13 protein-coding genes and 1 pseudogene are annotated in these 19,996 nt (G+C 60.0%); 8 read left to right on the plus strand and 6 right to left on the minus strand.

Translation table 11 applies throughout. The features are described 5' to 3' along the window. Positions 1-141: 141 nt before the first annotated feature. From PseAD21_RS20290 to PseAD21_RS20305, 3 genes and pseudogenes are all read right to left on the minus strand, one after another. Positions 142-515, minus strand: a pseudogene (locus tag PseAD21_RS20290) (DUF6124 family protein). A 446-nt stretch (positions 516-961) separates the two neighbouring features. After that, complete coding sequence (locus tag PseAD21_RS20295) at positions 962-3,373, minus strand: glucose/quinate/shikimate family membrane-bound PQQ-dependent dehydrogenase (RefSeq protein WP_102357364.1); 2,412 nt, start codon at positions 3,371-3,373, stop codon at positions 962-964. Between the two features lie 218 nt (positions 3,374-3,591). Then, complete coding sequence (locus PseAD21_RS20305; protein ID WP_102357366.1) at positions 3,592-4,953, minus strand: carbohydrate porin; 1,362 nt, start codon at positions 4,951-4,953, stop codon at positions 3,592-3,594. Between the two features lie 300 nt (positions 4,954-5,253). On the opposite strand from PseAD21_RS20305, the gene PseAD21_RS20310 reads away from it, so the two are divergent. Both PseAD21_RS20310 and PseAD21_RS20315 read left to right on the plus strand, forming a co-directional pair. Further along, positions 5,254-5,484 (plus strand): VF530 family DNA-binding protein, encoded by a 231-nt coding sequence (locus PseAD21_RS20310; protein WP_027612109.1) that lies wholly within the window; start codon positions 5,254-5,256, stop codon positions 5,482-5,484. A gap of 1 nt (position 5,485) precedes the next feature. Beyond that, positions 5,486-6,124, plus strand: coding sequence for a Pr6Pr family membrane protein (locus PseAD21_RS20315; protein WP_102357367.1), 639 nt, complete (start codon positions 5,486-5,488; stop codon positions 6,122-6,124). Positions 6,125-6,230: 106 nt separating this feature from the next. Here PseAD21_RS20315 and PseAD21_RS20325 read toward each other — a convergent pair whose 3' ends face one another. Next, complete coding sequence (locus tag PseAD21_RS20325) at positions 6,231-7,019, minus strand: siderophore-interacting protein (protein ID WP_102357369.1); 789 nt, start codon at positions 7,017-7,019, stop codon at positions 6,231-6,233. Next, complete coding sequence (locus PseAD21_RS20330; RefSeq protein ID WP_102357370.1) at positions 7,016-7,591, minus strand: PadR family transcriptional regulator; 576 nt, start codon at positions 7,589-7,591, stop codon at positions 7,016-7,018. Before PseAD21_RS20330 ends, PseAD21_RS20325 begins: the two co-directional genes overlap by 4 nt. 518 nt (positions 7,592-8,109) lie before the next feature. Here PseAD21_RS20330 and PseAD21_RS20335 point away from each other — a divergent pair. From PseAD21_RS20335 to PseAD21_RS20360, 6 genes are all read left to right on the plus strand, one after another. Next, positions 8,110-8,586, plus strand: a complete 477-nt coding sequence (locus tag PseAD21_RS20335; protein WP_178082150.1) for a CS1 type fimbrial major subunit — start codon at positions 8,110-8,112, stop codon at positions 8,584-8,586. A 107-nt stretch (positions 8,587-8,693) separates the two neighbouring features. Then, entirely contained in the window at positions 8,694-11,216 is a 2,523-nt protein-coding gene (locus PseAD21_RS20340; RefSeq protein ID WP_102357373.1) for a CS1-pili formation C-terminal domain-containing protein, read from the plus strand. Positions 11,217-11,246: 30 nt separating this feature from the next. Beyond that, positions 11,247-12,500, plus strand: a complete 1,254-nt coding sequence (locus PseAD21_RS20345) for a hypothetical protein (RefSeq protein ID WP_102357375.1) — start codon at positions 11,247-11,249, stop codon at positions 12,498-12,500. Positions 12,501-12,579: 79 nt separating this feature from the next. Next, positions 12,580-13,851, plus strand: coding sequence for a hypothetical protein (locus tag PseAD21_RS20350; protein WP_256588200.1), 1,272 nt, complete (start codon positions 12,580-12,582; stop codon positions 13,849-13,851). Positions 13,852-13,910: 59 nt separating this feature from the next. Further along, a complete protein-coding gene (locus tag PseAD21_RS20355) occupies positions 13,911-14,675 on the plus strand; it encodes a pilus assembly protein (protein ID WP_102357380.1) in 765 nt (254 codons plus the stop codon). Continuing rightward, positions 14,672-15,166, plus strand: coding sequence for a CS1 type fimbrial major subunit (locus PseAD21_RS20360; RefSeq protein WP_102357382.1), 495 nt, complete (start codon positions 14,672-14,674; stop codon positions 15,164-15,166). Before PseAD21_RS20355 ends, PseAD21_RS20360 begins: the two co-directional genes overlap by 4 nt. A 54-nt stretch (positions 15,167-15,220) precedes the next feature. On the opposite strand, the gene PseAD21_RS20365 is transcribed toward PseAD21_RS20360, so the two are convergent. Then, entirely contained in the window at positions 15,221-19,903 is a 4,683-nt protein-coding gene (locus tag PseAD21_RS20365; protein WP_102357384.1) for an NEL-type E3 ubiquitin ligase domain-containing protein, read from the minus strand. Positions 19,904-19,996 lie beyond the last annotated feature (93 nt).

Consider the following 19,996-nt stretch of genomic DNA (forward strand, 5'->3'; position numbering starts at 1 on the left):
CGGCCTACGAGCCGACCAATCTCCAACTGAATGCACCCAATCCAATTGTGGGAGCGGGCTTGCTCGCGAAAGCGGTGTGCCAGTCACCGCAAGTGTTGGATGTGCTGACGCCTTCGCGAGCAAGCCCGCTCCCACAAGGGTTCAGCTGTGTGCCGGGGTTCGGGTCCCTTCGACGTTATCCAACACCCGATTCACCGCCAGCTCGGCCAGCATGATGATCTGCTGGATTGCCAGTATCGTCTGTCGCTGCGGGCTGTCGACGTAGGCCGCAATGTCACTGGTCATGATGCTCGCCGAGGCCAGTGATTCGCAGGCGTGGACCAGCAGGCTCTCATTATCCATTTCAGGAGCAACCTGGAACATGGTGCTGGGTCTGTGGAATTTGAGGGTAGTGGCGCAGGGTTTCAGGTAGTGGTCGAGGGCGCGTTCGGCGGCGTCGTGGAGTCTTCTCGAATCGAGGGATTCGTAGGGAGATGTCCCATCGGTTTCAGGGGGATTGGTGTTGGTTTGATCATGGTGAATACTCAGTTTTGTGAAGTGGAGCTACCTTCGATTGCCGCGACGCAATCTGGGGTGGCAGCTGTACGCGGGTTCGCGGACCGATAACTGAGAAATCGGCATACCCTCTACGAAGGTATCCCGCGCACAGCCGCCATGAAACAACCAACAGGCACCGGCAGGTGCTGTCAGGCTGGCGATTATGCATCAGTTATCAGGCCGCGACGCCCAGCCGCTGAATTTCCAGCGACCTCCAGAGCCTAACCACCCAATTTCCGAGGCACAACCGACGCGACCTATCGGAAAACTCCCGTGCATAACGCGCGTCTGTAGGACGAACACCGTCCATTGTGGGAGCGAGCAAGCCCGCTCCCACAGGTTTTTCAGCGAATTCAGAACAGTTGTATGCAAAAAAGGCGATGTCCCTCACGAGACATCGCCTTTGTTTTACCGCCGCTAAAACTTATTCCGGCAGTTTGTACGCAATCACATAGTCACCCATCTTGGTGCCCAGCGAGCCGTGACCGCCGACTACGAGCAGGACGTATTGCTTGCCGTCCTTGCCGGTGTAGGTCATTGGAGTCGCTTGGCCGCCCGCAGGCAGACGCGATTTCCACAGCTCTTTACCGCTGTTCACGTCGTAGGCGCGCAGGTACTGGTCGAGGGTGCCGCTGAGGAAGCCGACGCCGCCAGCAGTCACCATCGAGCCGCCCATGCTCGGCACGCCCAAGGTGAAGCCGATCGGGATTGGCGAGCTGTCGCGGCTGGTGCCGTTCTTGCGTTTCCACACGACTTTGCCGGTGGTCAGGTCGATACCGGCGACGTAACCCCAGGCCGGGGCCTGGCATGGTACGCCCAATGGCGACATGAACGGGTGCATGGTCACGGCGTATGGTGCGCCAGTGTTCGGCTGGATGCCGGCAGTTTCGCTTTCGCGCTTGCTGTCGGCGGCCACTTCGGCACGCGGGATCATCTTCGAGACGAAGGCCATGTAGTTCGGGCTGGTGAACAGCATCTGGCGAACCGGGTCGACCGAAACGCCGCCCCAGTTGAACACACCGACGTTACCCGGGTAGATCAGGCTGCCTTGCTCCGACGGAGGCGTGTACTGGCCTTCGTAGCGCAGTTCCTTGAACTGGATGCGGCACAGCATCTGGTCGAACGGGCTGGCGCCCCACATGGCTTTTTCGGTCAGTTCCGGGGCCAGCAGGTTGAGGTCCGAACGGGCCTGGGTCGGCGCGGTGTGGTCGCCTTTCACGGCGCCTTGCGGTACCGGGATTTCCTTGATCGGGATGATCGGCGTGCCGTCACGACGGTCGAGGACGTACAGGCTGCCCTGTTTGGTCGGAGCGATCAGCGCAGGTTTCACGCCGTCGGCGGTTTTCATGTCGAGCAGGGTTGGCTGGCTGCCAACGTCCATGTCCCACAGGTCGTGGTGGGTGAACTGGTAGTTCCAGCGCACTTTACCGGTGGCCAGGTCCAGAGCAACGATGCCGGCGCTGAATTTCTCGGCGCCTGGGGTGCGGTCAGCGCCCCACTGGTCTGGGGTCTGGTTGCCCAGTGGGAGGAAGACCATGCCGAGTTTTTCGTCGACGCTGGCCAGCGACCACATGTTGGCCGAGTTGCGGCTGTAGATTTCGCCCGGGGCCAATGGCTCGGTGGCGTCCGGCTTGTCGCTGTCCCAGTTCCACACCAGGTGGCCGTCGCGCACGTCGAAGGCGCGGATCACGCCCGATGGCTCGTTGGTCGATTCGTTGTCGGTAACGTGACCGCCCATGATCACCAGATCACGGGTAATCGCCGCAGGCGAGGTGGAGTAGTAGCCACCGGCGGTGAACGGGCCGATGCCTTGGGTCAGGTCGACCACGCCGTTTTTGCCGAAGCCTTCGCAGATCTTGCCGGTGTCGGCGTTCAGAGCGATCAGGCGCGCATCAGCGGTTGGCAGGTACAGGCGACGCGGGCAGGCTTGAGCAACGGCTTTGCCGGCTTCGGAGATAATGGCGGAGGCTGCGTTTTCAGACTTGGCGTAAGCGGCTTCGTCGTAGTACGACACGCCACGGCAAGTCATGTGGGCGAAGCCCTTGAAGCCGACCGGGCTCTTGATCTGCGGGTCGAAGCGCCACAGTTCCTTGCCGGTGTCCGGGTCCAGAGCCAGCACTTTGCTGTGCGCGGTGCAGGCATAGATCATGCCGTTGGCTTTGAGCGGGGTGTTTTCGTTGGTCAGCTCGACCGGGTCATCAGCGGTCGGCAGGTCGCCGGTCTGGATGCGCCAGGCTTCTTGCAACTTGCCGACGTTGGCCGGGGTGATCTGCTTGAGCGGCGAGTAACGGTCGCCGAATTCGCTGCGGCCATAGGCCTGCCAGTCGCCATCAGGCATTTGCGGCGCGGTGCTGGTCATGTCTGCGGTGTCGCGGCCCAGCTCGCCGAACGTTTCGCCCGGGTGAGTGAACAGGCTGGCCAAAGCGGTGACGCCGGCCAGAACCACGGCAATGCTCAGACCGCCAGTGCCCATCGGCGCCGGGCCTGCGAGCAGCAGTGGACGACGGAACCACGGCAGCAACATCACGATGCCGAGGACGAACCACAGGGCCAGACGTGGCACCAGTTGCCACCAGTCCAGACCGACTTCCCACAGGGCCCAGACCGTGCTGGCAAACAGCACGATGGCGTACAGGCCCAGCGCTGCGCGACGACGCAGCAGCAACAGAATGCCGGTCAGCGCAATGCCGATACCGGCCAGCAGGTAGTACAGCGAGCCGCCGAGCATGCTCAGCTTGACTCCCCCGGCCAGCATGGCCAGGCCCATCAGTAGAAGCAGTATGCCGAGCAGGCTCGGTAGCAGACGGCCCCGACTCGAAGCACTTTCGGTGCTCATAATGTGATTCTCCGTGACGTTTCAAGTAGTCCCGCGCAGTAGTCACTGTAGATGACGATTGGGCGCAGGCATGGTTCAGATAAAACTTGTTTGGCTAACTAAATTCTTTTGTGGGAGCGGGCTTGCTCGCGAAAGCGGTGTGTCAGAAGGCTGATGTGTTGACTGACACGACGCCTTCGCGAGCAAGCCCGCTCCCACTGTGGGTATTTGCCAGGCTCTTAGAACGACGACTGGATCTTGATCCCGCCGATCAGGGCATCGTCGACGTTGTTCACGCCACCGGGGTGGCGGATGTATTGCAGGTTCGGGCGTACGGTCAGCCAGTTGGCGAGGTGCACGCCGTAATAGAGTTCGGCGCTGTATTCGGTGTCCTGCGGCGGCAGGAAGGACGGATCGTCATAGTCGTAGACCGCGTTGGCCTGATTGCTCGCTTCGGCGTTTTTGCGAAAGGCTGGATTGACGTGCACGCGGGCCAGGGCGAAACCGATGTCGTCCTTGGCGCGGGCATCGAACGGGCCTTTGTAGACGACGCCGGCCTGCACGTAGTTGTCGATCGCGTTGGTTTTCTTGTCGTGCATCGTGGCGTTGGCGAACACGCTCAGGCCGCGCGAGTGGTCGCTGGCGATGCTGGTGACTTGCTGCTGGGCGCCGAACCACACGCCGTGCTTGCTTGAGGCGCTGCGGTAGGCTTCGCCGCTCAGCGCGGCAGGCTGGCCGTTCTGGTCTTTATAGACGTCAGAGGCCTTGGCGCTGCTGTAGTAGTAACCGGCGCGGTATTCGCCCGGCAGGCCATTGAGCTTGGGGGTCCAGACCAGCTCGACCGGCAACACGGCGCCCTGGGTGCCGCTGCCGCTGAGTTTGAAGCCGTTGCCGCGATCGAGGTTCGACGGGTTCTGCTCGTAGGCGCCGACCTGCGCGTACAGTTCCGGCGTCAGGTGATATTTGACCCGCAGTGCCCACTGGCTGACCGGCCAGTTGTACCAGATGCCGCCGACCCAGTTGCCGACCTGCGAGCCGCAGAACGCCAGGTTCTGGAAGTCGCACGGGAAGCTGTTGAAGTCTTCGCCTTCACCGAAGCGGCCGACCTTGATGTCGAGCTTCTGGTCGAAGAATTTCTGCTGATACCACATCTGTGTCAGGCGCGTGGTCTGGCCACGGCCCCAGACTTCCTGCGCGGAGGTGAAGCCGCCGACGCGCGGATCGTTGATCCGGTCGTTGCTGATGTTGTTGCCGCTGCGCTTGGTGACGGTCAGTTGAAACTCGGCATCGTCCCAGCCAAGGATTTTCTGCAGGTCCAGGTGCGTACCCAGGCCGAACTGGTCGCTGTAACGCGCGGTGCGATCGTGGTCGTAGCCGCCGTGCAGGTTGCTGCCCATTTCGCCGGTGTAATCGAGTTTGAAGTCGTAGCCTTTTTCCGAGAGTTCGGTACGGGTGCCGTTCCAGTCACCGAGCATCCACGGTGAGTCGCTGTCGAAGGCGGGGGCCGCCTGGGCGTAGGTGGCGAGGCCGAGCGCGGTGCAGCCACCGATCAGGCGCAGGGCTGAGATAGCGCTGTCTCGGGAGAAGGAAAAATCAGGCATGGGTCAGTCTTTTTTTGGTGTTTTCTGGGGGTAAACCGAGCGCTTCAAATTGACGCAGACAGTGAAGCGATTCAGCTGAAGGGCGGCAGGATAATGATCTGTAACAAAAAGACAAAGGGCTTTTGCAGACATGCAGCGTTTCGCATTCGGTAACAGTGCGTCAAACGGGCGCATTGTGGGGAGGGGCGCAGGCTGCGATCTTCTTGGGTTGGCCTACATTTGAAGCAAGGCCTTCCACCTGAACAGCCCCTCGGCTAAGGTGCGCGGCTTGTGCATTTTCACTCCATCCGAAGGCCTGGCATGAACGACCACACTCCTGATCCGCTGCATGGCGTCACCCTCGAACAGATCCTCAATGCGCTGGTGGCTCATTACGAATGGTCGGGGCTGGCCGAGCGCATCGATATCCGCTGTTTCAAGAGCGACCCGAGCATCAAGTCGAGCCTGACGTTCCTGCGCAAAACCCCCTGGGCACGGGAGAAGGTCGAGCGTTTGTACGTGAAACTTATGCGCACCAAGCGTCCGGTCTGAGATGGACGCCGTTTTGCGGCGACGCCTGATCATGGTCATCGCCAGCCTCGGCTGGGCCGGATTGAGCATTCAGCTGTACCTGATTTTCCTTGCGCGCCTGAGTGTCGACGCCAGTCTGCTGGGTGGCTTGGTGAGCTTCTTCAGCTACTTCACAGTACTGACCAATACCCTGGTGGCGAGCGTGCTGACCTGCGCGGTAACCCGGCGCGAATCCGCTGCGCAACGCTGGTTTCTGCAGCCTTGGGTCAGTAGCGGGGTGGCGGTCAGCATCGCGGTGGTCAGTCTGGCCTACAGCTTTTTGCTGCGGCATTTGTGGCATCCCGAGGGGTGGCAGTTTATCGCTGATGAATTGCTGCACGACGTGATGCCGCTGCTGTTTCTCGGCTACTGGTGGTGCTGCGTGCCCAAAGGTACGTTGCGCCTTTGGCACCTGCCGGTGTGGTTGATTTATCCGCTGGTGTACTTCGTTTACGCCCTGCTGCGCGGGCATCTGCTGGGCGCGTATGCGTACCCGTTCATTGATGTGACCCTGCTGGGTTATGCACAAGTGTTCATCAATGCCGGGGGGATTTTGGCGGGGTTTGTGCTGATTGGTTTGCTGGTAATCGGCCTCGACCGCTGGCGGTCAGCGTGGCATTGAAACCCATGCGGGAGCGGGCTTGCTCGCGAAAGCGTCGGGTCAGTCAACATCATTTTTGAATGAACCACCGTATTCGCGAGCAAGCCCGCTCCCACAGGGAGGAATCTCATTCCTCTTCAGGAGTACCTTCGGCACGCCAGTAGCCGACGGCTTTGATCAGCTGCTCATCCAGCCCATGCTCATCAATCAGCACCCGGCGGATCTGCCGCGAAACCTTGGTCTCGGTCGCCACCCACGCATACAGATTGCCCTTGGGCACCTGCAACTGTTTGACGGTGGTCAGCAGGTTGTCCTTGCCGCCTTCACGCAGCACCCAGATCACATTGACCTGCGCTGCGCTCCCCAGCACCTGTTGCTCGGCACCGTTTTCTACCTCGATCACCACCAGCGCCTTGCGATGGGCCGCCAGGCCTTCGAGACGCCGGGCGATGGCGGGCAGGGCGGTTTCGTCGCCGATCAGCAGGTAGCTGTCGAAGATGTCCGGCACGATCATCGAACCGCGCGGCCCGCCGATGTGCAGAAACTGCCCGGGTTGGGCCTGCTCGGCCCAGGTCGAGGCAGGGCCGTCGCCGTGCAGGACGAAATCGATGTCCAGTTCGAGTTTTTCCAGGTCGTAACGACGCGGGGTGTAGTCGCGCATCTCGGGCATCGGTACGTCGCTTTTGCCAGCGCCCAGCACCAGGGTCTCCAGCGCAGCGGTTTGTTCGGCGTTCTGCGGGAACAGCAGCTTGACGTGATCGTCCGTGCCCAGGCTGATGAACCCGGCCAGTTCCGGCCCGCCGAGGGTGATGCGGCGCATGCGTGGGGTCAGGTCGACCACCCGCAATACCTCTAACTTGCGGCGTTTTATTTCGTGCATCACGCGGTGAATGGTTTGGGTATCGACTGCAGTCATTCGGCTTTCTCCGGGGCAGATTGAACGGCGGGGCCGTCGACGATGGCTTTGGCGGTGTCGTTGAGTAGCGCGGCAACTCGCTGGATTTCTTCGGCGCTCCAGCGCCCGTGGTGCAGTTGCAACGCGTGGCGCAGGTTGTGCACCGCTTCGTGGATTTCCGGCGGCCGGTCATGGCCGCGCAACGAGCGCTTGCTGACGTCGATACGCATGCGCACGCCATCCAGCGCGACGGCTTGCTCACGTAGGGACAAACGACCGGCGTCAGTCGCGCTGTAGCGCTTTTTGCCGGCATCGGCGTCGCCGCTGATCAAATCGCTTTCTTCCAGAAAGGTCAGTGTCGGGTAAATCACGCCGGGGCTTGGGCTGTAAGCGCCATCGAACATGCCTTCGATCTGGCGGATCAGGTCATAACCGTGGCAAGGCTGTTCGGCAATCAGTGCCAGCAGCAGCAATTTCAGGTCGCCGGGGGCGAAGACTCGTGGGCCACGACCACCGCGTTCGCGTCCGGGGCGTTTCTCGAAGCCGTCGCGGCCGTCACCGTGCTCGCGGTGGGGGGAATGATGGTCTCTCATTTTTGCGTTCTCTCTCGTCGTGTTTAGATACAACTTAAGATATATCTTAATGGGTGCGCAAGGGCTCCTGACCAACGGTGCGGATCTCACCCATCGAATCGGCAGCGGCAAAACCTCGGTAAATGATCAAAAAAAACGGGTATTAAATTGCGCGGCGATGGCGCAGATTAGTGCTAACTCTCTAATGTTCTGTTTCGCCCTTTATTCTCGGTGAAGTGTGGTATTGGTCTTACGGAAGTTGCTGCAAAGTTATGGCGCGTACAGTCAGCGGGTTGGCGCGTTGTAGCCGCTATCTTACAGCCGGACAGGAACTTTCATGGTTTTTGCGGTTTTTTCTTTCTCATCTAATGGCGTTCGGGCTACAAGGTCGCAGGACGTTGCCTGCTTACTTTAAAGATAAATTGGTTGACCATCTCTCGGCGTTGAAAGTTAACGGAGAGCAGTAACTGCTCGTGACTGTTTTGCTCGCGTTGAACTTTCAATGAATCAACTAATTTATTTAAGACAGGTATTCAATGATGCTCAAGAAACTCGCCTTTGCCGCCCCTCTGACTGTATTGGCCATGAGCGCCTCGATGGCGTTTGCCGCCACCGAAGCCAAACACTCCATCAGTATTGTGGCGCACGTACCGGCTGATGACTTCTATGCGGTGCCGGTGGATGCCGATCTGGTCAACAAGGATCAGGACATGAGCTACAACCCGGCCACCGCTTCGATGCGCGAAGTCAACGGACACTTCGATGTGCTGCACACCGCCGGCAAGGTTCACGCCCGTCTGGAAGGCGTACCGAAGCTTATCGGTGGCAGTAACACCATCGACCTGAAAGTCGAACTCAACGGCAAGACGTTGACCACCACCTCCCAGGAAGTGGTCGGCGAGGCCGAGTCCAATACCCGCTACCGCGCGCCCTTCAAGATCAGTGCGACCGGCGCCAAGCCAAAAGCTGGCGACTACACCGGCGTGGTCATGCTGGTCGTAGAACCTTCGGTCTGAGTAATAACGGCAATACCTGACGTTACGTGTTCAAGTAACGTAACCGGCCGGCAACTTGAAAGTTGCCCGGCCGGGCTTTTACTTTCCGGTAATCAGAGTATTAATTCATGTTTCCGATGACGCCCATCGCGGCTGCGCTTGCGTTGCTTTTGAGCACCAGCGTACTGGCGGCGCCCCCTCCGGTAGATAATACCCCGCGAAGTTTGCTGGCTCAGGCGAAAGGTCTTCCGGCGGACTTCGAAGAACATTTCTTTGATGTACCTTTGGCAGTTCGTGTCGAACTTGATCAACAACCCCTGGGCGAGGCAATGATTGTGTTGTCACGCGATGACCGGGTGACCTTGCTCGATTTCACCGACACCAGTGACAGCCGTTTCAGCGCCGCCGAGCGCGAAACATGGGCCAGCACTCTCAAACCGGGCGTAGCCCTTGGGAGCTGCAGCGGACAATGCCCCGAGCAACTGCTGGCGGTGCACTACAACCTGGAAAGCTCGCTGCTGTCGATCGTCACTGAAAACGCCGAACGCGATCCGCAAACCCAACGCTTCCATGAGCAACCCGAAGGCGGCAGCAATGGCCTGATGCTGCGCAATCAACTGAACCTCAATGGTGGCCAGAATCAGGATCTGGGCGGGCGTTTCGGTCTGGAGGCCAGTGCCAGCCTCGGTCACTGGAGCCAGTCCTTCAATATGCAGCTGGCGCGTCTCGGCGGGCCGGACACCCAGACCTATCATGCGGTGCACGAGCTCTATACCCAGCGCGAACTGCAGGGCAGTTTTTTCCGCCTGGGCTATTTCACCCCCAATTCCGAAGGCTTGACCCGTCAGCCCCGTTCATTCGGCACCAGCCCCGACACGGCGGTGGGCGTGATGTACGGCAGCTCCGACAGCCTCGCCGTCGACAGTCCGCGACCCAGCGTCTACCCGATATTTGTCACGGCCAACCGGCAGGCGTCGGTGGAGATCTACCGCGATGGCTTGCTGATCAACACCCAGGCAGTGCCTGCCGGTTTGCAGACCCTCGACACCCGGCCCTTGCCCGGCGGCATCTATGAGGTCGAAGTGCGCCTGATCGAGGATGGCCAGACCACTTCGACTACTCAGGAACTGGTCTACAAGCCGGTCAACTGGCGCAACCTCGACGAGCGCTGGCGCTATAACGTTTTCGCCGGTCAGGAAAGCAAGTTGCTCAGCAACTGGGACGAACAGGACAGCGGTGATTTCACCACCGGTGCGGCGATCAACTACCTGTTGCACCCACGGGTGATCCTCGGATTGTCGGCACGCCAGGTGCGCAACACCTTGCAGTACGGCAGCTCGATCGACTGGAGCCTGGCCGACAGCATCAGCCTCTACGCCAACCTGTATCAGACCGAGGATCACGGCACCGGGGCCGATGTGCAGGGCTTGTACAACTACGGCGCCGGCAGTCTGGTGGTCAGCCACAACCGCAGCTGGCTCGACACCCGCAACACCTACGACACGCTGCCCGACGGCACCCGCGTGCGCCAACGCAACGTCTTCACCGGCGAGACCAGCAATTCGTCGCTGGCGCTCAACCACCGCATCAGCCGCAAGAACTCGCTGAGCGCACGGGTCTCGCACAGCGAGGGCAATGTCGAAGGCGTGGGCATGGACCTGGGCTGGACACAACGCACCGAGCTGTTCGGCAGTGACGCCAACTGGCGGCTGTCACTGTTCGATCGTCCCGGCAGCTACAGCAGTGGTGATGCACGTAATCGCGGGGTCGACCTGAGCATCAACATGGCGCTGGGCGGTCCCGGCCAGCAGGTCTCCGGCAGCATTGGCAGCCGTACCGCACGTGATGGCGGGCGCGACAACAATGGCTCGATCGGTTATCGCAAAGACCTGCAGGATCACATTCTGCAGAGCGTCTCGGTCACGGCGCTGACCGACACCTACGGCGTCGGTCTGGCGAGCCTGGCCAACTTTCGCACCGACTGGGTCAATGGCGACGGCTTCGCGCAGCGCTCGTCCTATAACGGCAACTTCACCGGTGGCGTGAACCTCGACAGCAGCGTGATCGTCGGTGGTCAACGGCTGGTCATGACCAGTCAGCATCAGGGTCGCGGCGCCGGAATGATCGTCGATGTCGAATCGGATATCGCTGACATTGCCTTGCGCGCCGACGACCTCAGCGGCGGCAGCGCAGCGTTGCGTCCGGGGCGCAATTTCATCCCGCTCACGGCCTACAGGAACAGCTCGGTGAGCTTCGACTTCGAAGGCAATCATGTACCGGCAGCCAACATCGAACCGTCCCGTACCCGCTATCACCTGAACAAGGGCGGCGTGGAATACCGCAAGGTGCGGGTGATGCAAACCGTGACCGTGCTCGGACGCCTGCTCGATCCACAAGGCCGGCCGCTCAAGGGCCACCACGTGATCAATCACGCCAGTCGCGGGGTCAGTGAAGTCGACGGGTTTTTCTCGATGGAAATGCATGCCGGCTCGCCAACCCTGGAGGTGCGTTACGCCGATCAGTTGCTGTGCCAGTTCCGGCTCGACACTAACAAGCACCGCAGTGAAAACAACGTGTTGATGATCGGTGATCTGCGCTGCTCGCCGGATACGTTGGCCGAGGCCACCCACAAGGCAGAGACCGCGGGTTGATATAGGCCTGCTTCAGGAGATTTTGCAGACATGAACGTCGCATATTCAGCTACATCCCGTGTTTGCTGGCTAATCGTTATTACGTTGGCCGCGATCGCTTTTCCGGTCTACGCCGAACAGGTTTCCATTACCGCCGAGTTCAGGCCGGACTCGTCTTATCCGCACCGCAACAAATTCCGCAACACCACGCCGTCCAGTGGTTACTGCACTTACGATCCGGCGCAGTGCGAGCAGAACGAAATATTCAGCCTGCAAGTGCCGATCCAGTTCGATTCCCGCGCGCCGATTCCGGCCAACCATGCCTCTCCTCGACACGGCGTGATGTTCCAGGCACCCACACAATGGCGGGAGCTGACGGTCTATCACGAAACCACCCGGGAGCCGGAAAAGGTCAGGGTGCGCATCGTCGGCGTCGGTTCCCAAGTGGTGACCGATGACGTGATCAAGCTGGTGGGCGGTGCTGATGATTATCGTATCGCTCATAACCTGTTGTGGGGCTCGAGTTGGGTCAACGCGCCGGCGCCTTGCATTTACAGTGGGGTGGGTTGGTACGGCCAGGACACCTATGCGTTTTTCTGGAAAACCCCGTCGAGCACGGTGTGCGGCAAGCAGGCGAAGTTCGATGTCCCGTGGGTGCGCCTGGGGTACGTGGATTTTGCTTATGAGCTGGAAACGCCCAACCCGTTGGGCATGTCCTCTGGGAATTACATCGGCGCGCTGACGTACACCGTCGGGCCAAACGCGGATTTCGATTTTGGCGACGTGATGTTGCCCACTAGTTCTTCGCTGACCTTGAACTTCAATCTGGATGTACAGCACACCCTCAAGGTCGAGATTCCGCCGGGTGGCGAAAAAGTCCAGCTAGTGCCGGTCGGTGGCTGGCAGAGCTGGCTGCAGGCCGGTCGGCGGCCGGTGAGCCTGTTCCGCGACCAGACCTTCAACATCTCAGCATCTTCACGTTTCAAGATGTTTATAGGTTGCGGGCCTGGAGTTGAGGACGGATGTGCACTGGAAGATTCTGAGGTGAACCAACGAGTCAGTCTGTTCGTCAGTGTCAGCCTGCCCAATGGCATAACCGACCTTTCCGGCCAACCTGTGAAGCGTTTGCGACTGAAGCCGGGTGCGGGGAACGAGCAATATTTCAAACCCGGTTTCTATGTGGATCGGGCACCGGGAACCCTGCATTTCGAAGTCCCGCCGCATTCGATGGCAAGCATGCTGCGGCCCGGTAGAGGCGGCAGGTATACCGGCGTTGTCGTGGTGTATTGGGATTCGGATATCTGAGGGGGCGGGCTGCGAACAAGCTGGCCATCGTCCGTGGCCGATATGCGCCGTGCGTGTCAATTTTACAGGGAGTTTCAGTGTGAAGACCTGCAATGGGATTCATCGGCGTTTATTAAGTTTTTTCCTGGCGCTGTTCAGTCTGGTGGTTTCGGTGTCGGCACAGGCCGCGTCCATTGATGTCACGGCGTCGTTCAAGCCTGATCCGGGCAACCCGATGCGCAATGAATTTATCAATACGACGCCATATAGCGGGCACTGCTCCATTTACCCGACATTTTGCGAAGGGTTGTCCATCTTCAGCATCCTGGTGCCGATCGAATTCAATGCCATCGGCCCGATCGAAGCCCGGCACAGCGATATGCGCAAAGGTGCAATGTTCAAACCCCCGACCGAGTGGATACCGCTGCAGGTCGTTAATCAAGAGACCGCAGAGCAGTCGTTATTGCAGGTGCGCATCGCATCGATTGGTGGCCGCTACTACCTGCCGGACCGGGTTCAAAGCATCATCGGTGAAGGCGCCCCCGACAGTAATCCGGACGCGCACGAGATGCTGTGGAGCGGGTACAACTGGACGTATCCTCCAGCACCCTGTGGCTACACCGGAGGCATGTTTGTCGAGCCGACATGGCGCTCGTTCTTTTGGTTGACTCCGCCAGGCAGTAGCTGTGTACCGACGGCCGCTTACCGGATTGAAAGCCTGCGCTATGACATGTTTCAGATCGGCTACGAGCTTCGCACCCCCAATCCGCTGAAAATGTCCCCGGGACGCTATGTCGGCAGCCACACCTATGGGATCGGTCCCGGGCGCGATTTCGATATGGGCGACATTATGTTGCCCAGCGATGACAGCCTGACCATCCACTTCAGCCTCGATGTTGAGCACACCCTGAAAGTAGAGATTCCTCCCGGCGGCGACAAAGTCCAATTGGTTCCGGCGGGCGGCTGGCAAAGCTGGTTGCAAACCGGGCGCCGGCCAGTGCGGCTGTTTCGAGATCAGACTTTCAACATCTCCGCCTCGTCGCGTTTCAAGATGCAGCTGGAATGCGAGATGCCAGGGATTGTCACCGATTGCCAGATTCGAGACCCCGTCACCAAGTACGCGGTGGAACTGCAAGTCAGCGTCAGCCTGCCCGATGGCTTGACCGATATGTCCGGGCAACCGGTCCAGCGGCGTCGCTTGCGCACCGGACAAGCCAACGCGCAACAGTTTCAGCCCGGTTTTTACGTGGACAGGGCACCCGGCATCCTGCATTTCGAAGTACCGCCATACGTCATGGAGTTCATGTTGCAGCCCGGCAGGGGTGGCAACTATGCAGGTCGGGTCACGGTGATCTGGGACTCGGAAGTCTGATGGGTCGCGTATCGATACATGGTGGTTGTGTTTTGTTCAATGTGAAGAGGTCTATGGCTATGAAGCGTTTGTTGCTGTTGATGGGGTTGAGCGGTTTTTCTCTGGCCATTTCGGCCGGGCCGCAGATTAACGTTGGCACGGTGTACGACTATCTGGATGGCGACAAAAGTACCTACTTGAAGCGGGTGTTCAACAGCGGTGACAGCACCGCATTCGTCAAGGTCAATATTCTCGAAATCGTCTACGACGCCGACGGTAAGTCGCGGGAAGTCGAGGTCAGGAACCAGGCGGACATGAGCAGTCGTGATGGCCTCATGGCCAGCCCGGCACGGCTGATCGTGCCGGCCAATGGCATGCAGGGGACACGCTTGCTGCTGATGGGCGAGCGTGACACTGAACGTTATTTCCGTGTGCGGTTCATTCCCGTGGTGCCGGAAAAGGAAGATGAATTCGCAGTCTCCGCCGAAGAACGTGACGAATACAAAAACAATTTGTCTGCCGGGGTCAACGTCATGACCGGTTTCGGTACGGTGTTCTTTGTGCGCCCGAAAAACAGCCGATTCGACAGCGTGATCGAAGATGCGCCAACCACGTATCGAGTGCGTAACAACGGCAACACCGTGGTGGTGGTCGATGAGTTTCGCAACTGTGCGCTAAAGGACGAAAACGCCTGCGAGCCGACCACCAAACACCACATCCGCGCCGGTAACAGTTTCGAGTTCGACAAAAAGCCCGGGCGCGAATACCGCTTCAATCTTGTCGAGGGCGATAACAAGAAGCCCCTGAGCGTTGCCGGCAACTCATCGCGGGATGACGTGAGATGATCAAACAATCGTTCATTACCGTGTGCACGGGCGTTCTGACGTTGTTCAGTGCCGGGCTATTTGCAGCGCGCGAGGAGCACCGGTTCCAAGTGTCGGTGGACATTCCGACGCTGGGTTTTTACGTCATACCGGCCGAGACGGACTGGATTCATCGCGCGCAGATTCTGCCATGGAATGTCAGCACGAAAACCTTGGGCGGCGTGCGCAAGCACTTTGATGTCAGGCACGACACCAGTGCAATCGAGGCCCGGCTGGACAGCGAACCCTACCTGTCCAATGGCCGCGACGAGCAGAACATTTATCTGCGCGTGAGCTTCGCCGATACCGTGCTGACCCATGAGGCGCCGCCGCGCCAGGTAGTCTCTGCCGAGCAGGCCAGGGCCGGCGGGCGATACGTGCTGGAGATCCAGCCGATCGTGCCCGCCGGCGGCTACAAGCCGGGGAATTACTACGGCAATGTGCACCTGATATTCAATGCGGCTGCACCCTGAGTTCGCAGGCCTGTCCGGAGTTCAATGGACAGGCCACAGGCTTGCGCGGCGCAATCAAAGTCCGGCGCGCCTCAGTGCTTCACGGGTCAGGCGACGCGCCAGTTCTTTTTCGTCATCCCCCAGATCGATCAGTAAACGGTCGAACACCGCGTCGCTGATCGGTACTTCGGCAAACACCACGGTTGGCGGTACCGGCAGGTCGTTGATCAAGACCTTGAGCTGTTCGCGCAGCGTTGCGCGCTCGGCTGCCAAGGTTGATTCGGTCCATTGGCGCTGGGTTTCGCGCAGTTGCTCAAGGCGCTCGTATTTCGCCTGATACAGGCGCTTGTTGCTCTCGCTGCGTACCGGGTATTTGTCATGCAGATACTGCGCCCAGAAGTCGAGCTCGAGCATCGCGTTGACCAGACCGTCGCCTTCACCCAGCGCCATTACCGTGTCATACGCCTGATCGATCATTACGTCCGTGACGCCGGACACCGGCCGGTACAACATATCCTCGGACTGCCAGGGCAGGTCGAGGCGTTTCGCCAGCCCGGTTTGATAGGCCAGATAGACTTCGACATCATCCGGGTTGCCGCCACGACTGGCGACATCGGCCCGGGCGATTTCATTGACGTGCTCCAGCCGCGCCGCGCCCCTGGCCAGGGTCACCAGTTTTTGTTCAACCTCGGCCGGGCTGGTGGAGTAGGCGTGGGCCTCGAACGCCAGCACGTTGATCCCCATGTGGTTGAACAGTTGGGCACCGGCATCGGCGCAATCCACCGGAGCGATCACCATGGTGAACAGCTTCTCGCGCAAGCGACTGTCGACATGCACGGCATCGAGCATGCGCCATACGCGCTGCATCAGTTGCGCACGCGCGGCACCATCGGCGCGGTAGTCGGCAAAGTCGCGCACACTGAGCAAGGTTGCCATGAACGGCTGGGCGGCCGGCTCCTCGACCAGTTCCGCCCAGGGTGTCTCGCGGTTGACGCCCCAGCCCGGCACATCTCCCCAATAATCGGCGCCATACGTGGAGATGATTGATGTGTTTTGCCCGGGAGCTGCCGGGATGAGAGGTTCGGGAGGTAACGCCATCGAGCGGCGGTGGGCCTGGTAACGCAGTTGGTTGACGTCGGACAGGGCAATCACGTCCAGTCGTGTGCGGGCCACCAGCCACTGCGCATCGGAACCGGTCGGCACCTCGGGAATCACCGTGAGCGGATTACCCCGCAGATCGAGCAGAAAGCCCCGTGGCCTCGGTTTGGCCAGCGTGCCTTCGGGCCACGCGGTCAACCCGGTGTTCTTCAGTCCAACCACCTTCAGTCGCGGCATGCGTGACAGGTCGGGCGACTGGCCCAGCGGGTTGTCATCCATTTTCAGAACCTGCAGATACGTCAGGTCGCGCAGTCGTGCGACCGCGCCGGGGTCCAGCACAATGTGATTATTGCTCAAGCGCAAACGTTCGAGGCGACGCAACGTGGTGCCGATACGCTCGGGCAAACGGGTCAGCTCGCAATATTTGGCGCTGAGTTCGATCAGGTTCGGAAAGTCTTTGAGCAGGCTCGTGCCGTTGCTGGAAAAGCGTGTGTTGTCGAGTTTGAGCACGGTGACTTTGTCGAGGAACTTTTTCAATTCCGGACGCTTGGACCACCAGGTTTCCAGATCCAGCGAGAGCAATTCCCGGGAGAGATCGAGGGCATAGGACGAGGGATCGCTGCGGTTGCCAAGGTCTTCGTTCTTGCGTTCGAAGCAGTCCAGCAAACGCTCATAGATATGCAGCCCGCCTCCGTCACGAAACCCCTGGCTGCCCGGCCCCCAGCTGTCCGGCTGCTGATAGCGCCAGCGATGGACGATGACGCGCAGTTCATCGAGATCGTTTTCATGGGCCTCGATGGCTTGCAATGGCTCACCCTGTGCGCTCAAGGCATCGGCGAACGCGTCGACCTCCGTCGCAGTGAAATGTGGGTGCAGATCCTGAATGCGTTCCTGCAGCGTCACCGAGTCTTTGCTCAAGCCGCCACCGCGCAGCAGAAACAGCGTGTCGTGTTCGGCGACAGGGCGTATCGGGGCGCGCGCCAGTATCGTTCGGCGTTCACTCGGTGCAGTGGTTATGGCGATGACCCACTGCTTGAACGGCTCGATATCGGTCGGCCGGTAGCCCAGGGCGCTGTGCCCGTCATTGTCGATGGCGTGCAGAATCGCCTCATACAAACCGCTGGCTTCATGGATTGGCTGGTTCTCGCCATCGCGCACCTCATAGCGATCAGGGCCGGTACGTATCAGCACCCGCAGTTGCTCGGCTGACTCGGCACCGGCCTCGCATCGCAACTCGCCATTGAAGGTCGCCTCGCGGACTTCAATGCGCAAGGCGCCGAAGGTATCGCTGTAGTGACGCAAGGCTCCGAGAATCAAACGCTCACTCTCGACGTTGCTCAGGCTTTCCAGCTGCAAGCCCTGGGCAGCCCTGACCGACTGCAATTCAAACTGCACCTCGCGGGCGGTGGTGCGCAGGCGCAGTGGCAAGCGGCGTTGCGCAGTGATCTGCTGCAACTCCATGGGACTGGCCTGCGCAATCACTCGCTCGGCGAGGGTCGGCGTCAGCTGCGGACAGTCCACCAGCACCTGCCGGGCTGGAGGGGAGAGCGCCGGTGCGGGTTCTTCAGGTGCCATCCCCAGGTGCAGCAGCGTGTCGATCAGTAATGGCGGCGGCGCAGCGTTTTCCACATACATGCGACGCAGGATGTTTTCATCGGTACCGGTGAGCAGGCGAACCTGCTCCAGTTGCGCATCGCTGAAGCCTTCGGTGCGATGACCGATCCGGCGCATCAATTGTGCACCTTGCCACTGGCGCGGGTTTTCCGTTTCACACACCCACGCGCCATCGCCGTTGTGCGCAAGTGCCGGCGTATAGGCCTGGGGCCTTTGCGGGTGGCGGATCTGGTGCTGCCCGCTGACGGGGTCTTGCGTCACGGCAAATACCTGTTGATCAAGTCGCAGCAGTTGTCTGTCACCCACCGGATGCAATCCTTGAGTATCGGGCCGGGTCGCTGTCGGCAAGGTCTGCTCGGGCAATCGATAGGGTGTCAGGTCGGGGTTCCACAAGCGCGTCTGTCCGTTCGGCAGTTGCACCGGTTTCAACCCTTCGACGAACGCCGAGAGTTTCACCCGCGCGATGTTACCCAGCGTCGCACCGGCAGCAAACGCGCCGAGCTGGACGATGCTTTCGAGGACGCCGATCGCCTGCTCGCCGGCTTCGGCCAAGTGCCCTTCAGCCAGATCCACGACGCCTTCGAAGACCCCGTCGAGCAGTTGATAACTGGTGTAGGCCAGCATCAACTCACCGAGAAACGGCACAAACGGTGTCGCTACCAGCAGCGCCGCGTTGAAGATGTCCGCGAGCATTTTTTGCAGATTGTCCCACCAGGCCCAGCGCGCCATGCGATCGGCGTACGCGGTGGAAATGGCGATTTCGGTGGCATCGTTGAGGATCTTGTTCAACTTCTGGCGGTAGAGATAACCCCATACGTCACCGTTGAACCGGGTGTCGCGGTCGTCCTGGAATCTTGTCAGGCTGAATTGCAGGTCGGGATTGTCCACCGCTGTTTCGCGCCAGCTCGGCAAGTTTGAACCCGCCGGTGCAGGGCGCCACTTCACCTTGCTCAGGCGCTCGTTGAGTCGGGCAAAAAAATGCCCGCGTTGTTGCTGATTGACGAACTGGCTGAAGAATTGCTGATAGCCTGCCGGGGATGTGTGGTCGCGCAGCTGGCGTGTCAGTTCGGCCATGAACTGGAGGGCCGACGGGTACTGCTTGAGGGGGTGTTGCGGGTCATGAGGAACGTAGGCAATCACTGGTACGGGCTTATTGGCGCGGCTGGCATCAGGGGTGATCAGGACAATCCCGATCAGCGCCGCATCCATCATGGCCAGGTTGTAATAGCTGACGGGTTGACCGTCCCATCGCAGGTTGCGGCGATCATCGAGCATCCCTTGCACGACATCGAAAGCGTTCTGGTCGATGTCCTTTTTCATCAGGGCCAGGCGTGCGGCGGCGTTCAGTGCGGCTTTTTGGCCGAGGCAGACCTTGTAGCGCAGCACCTGTCTGGCGACGCCGTCAGTCGGTAGCAAAAAGGCGTTCAAGTGCTGTGTATAACGCGCGCCCAGGTCGAGTTCGCGACACAGTGATTTGAACTGATTGATCGGCAGTCGGTGCTTGAGTGGCTTGATGGTGAAATGACCGCTGGCGTCGGGGCGGGTAATGAATTCCGAGTCCTGACTGAATTGCTCATCACGGGAAAAATTATGCAGCGCGGCGTCCAGTAGCGAGACGGTGCGGCTGGTGGTTCCGCCCGCAAAATCATGCGCCCACCAAGACGTATTGACGGGGGCATACAAGCGCAACCAGGTCTGCTCGACATCATCCTCGACACCGAAGCGATCCTTCAGCGCATTTTGCAGCAGCGGTTTGGCAAAGGCGTAGACGTCTTGCAGATTGTGCAGCGCCTTATCGATATCGTTTTGTGCCGTCCAGGCACGTTTCATCGCTTGTGCAAGGTGCCGCTGCTCGGCAGCGGGCGCAAGCTGATGCCAGTCGGCGATGACGGGTTTGATGCCTTTCAGTTGTTTTACGCGCGCAGCACTGCTGTTGATCAACCAGGCGGGCAGGTTTTTCTTTATCAGTTCGTGGTGAATGCTGCGCTCGTCAGAGAGGGAAGGCGGCGAATGGGCTGGGCGCCCTGGCAGGGGAATGATGGGCATTGCGGTGATCGTCCTTGATCGAAATGGAACGATCAGACTAGGCAGCGGCCGCGCCCGAAAAAAGCGCAAATACCCGCTCGAAACCGTACAGGT

Source organism: Pseudomonas sp. AD21, from assembly GCF_002878485.1.
In the GTDB taxonomy this organism is placed as follows: Bacteria; Pseudomonadota; Gammaproteobacteria; order Pseudomonadales; family Pseudomonadaceae; genus Aquipseudomonas.

Excerpts from the sequence above, each read along its gene's own strand:
- PseAD21_RS20295 (WP_102357364.1), bottom strand. The coding sequence starts at position 3,373 with ATGAGCACCGAAAGTGCTTCGAGTCGGGGCCGTCTGCTACCGAGCCTG.
- PseAD21_RS20305 (WP_102357366.1), bottom strand. The coding sequence starts at position 4,953 with ATGCCTGATTTTTCCTTCTCCCGAGACAGCGCTATCTCAGCCCTGCGC.
- PseAD21_RS20310 (WP_027612109.1), top strand. The coding sequence starts at position 5,254 with ATGAACGACCACACTCCTGATCCGCTGCATGGCGTCACCCTCGAACAG.
- PseAD21_RS20315 (WP_102357367.1), top strand. The coding sequence starts at position 5,486 with ATGGACGCCGTTTTGCGGCGACGCCTGATCATGGTCATCGCCAGCCTC.
- PseAD21_RS20325 (WP_102357369.1), bottom strand. The coding sequence starts at position 7,019 with ATGACTGCAGTCGATACCCAAACCATTCACCGCGTGATGCACGAAATA.
- PseAD21_RS20330 (WP_102357370.1), bottom strand. The coding sequence starts at position 7,591 with ATGAGAGACCATCATTCCCCCCACCGCGAGCACGGTGACGGCCGCGAC.
- PseAD21_RS20335 (WP_178082150.1), top strand. The coding sequence starts at position 8,110 with ATGCTCAAGAAACTCGCCTTTGCCGCCCCTCTGACTGTATTGGCCATG.
- PseAD21_RS20340 (WP_102357373.1), top strand. The coding sequence starts at position 8,694 with ATGTTTCCGATGACGCCCATCGCGGCTGCGCTTGCGTTGCTTTTGAGC.
- PseAD21_RS20345 (WP_102357375.1), top strand. The coding sequence starts at position 11,247 with ATGAACGTCGCATATTCAGCTACATCCCGTGTTTGCTGGCTAATCGTT.
- PseAD21_RS20355 (WP_102357380.1), top strand. The coding sequence starts at position 13,911 with ATGAAGCGTTTGTTGCTGTTGATGGGGTTGAGCGGTTTTTCTCTGGCC.
- PseAD21_RS20360 (WP_102357382.1), top strand. The coding sequence starts at position 14,672 with ATGATCAAACAATCGTTCATTACCGTGTGCACGGGCGTTCTGACGTTG.
- PseAD21_RS20365 (WP_102357384.1), bottom strand. The coding sequence starts at position 19,903 with ATGCCCATCATTCCCCTGCCAGGGCGCCCAGCCCATTCGCCGCCTTCC.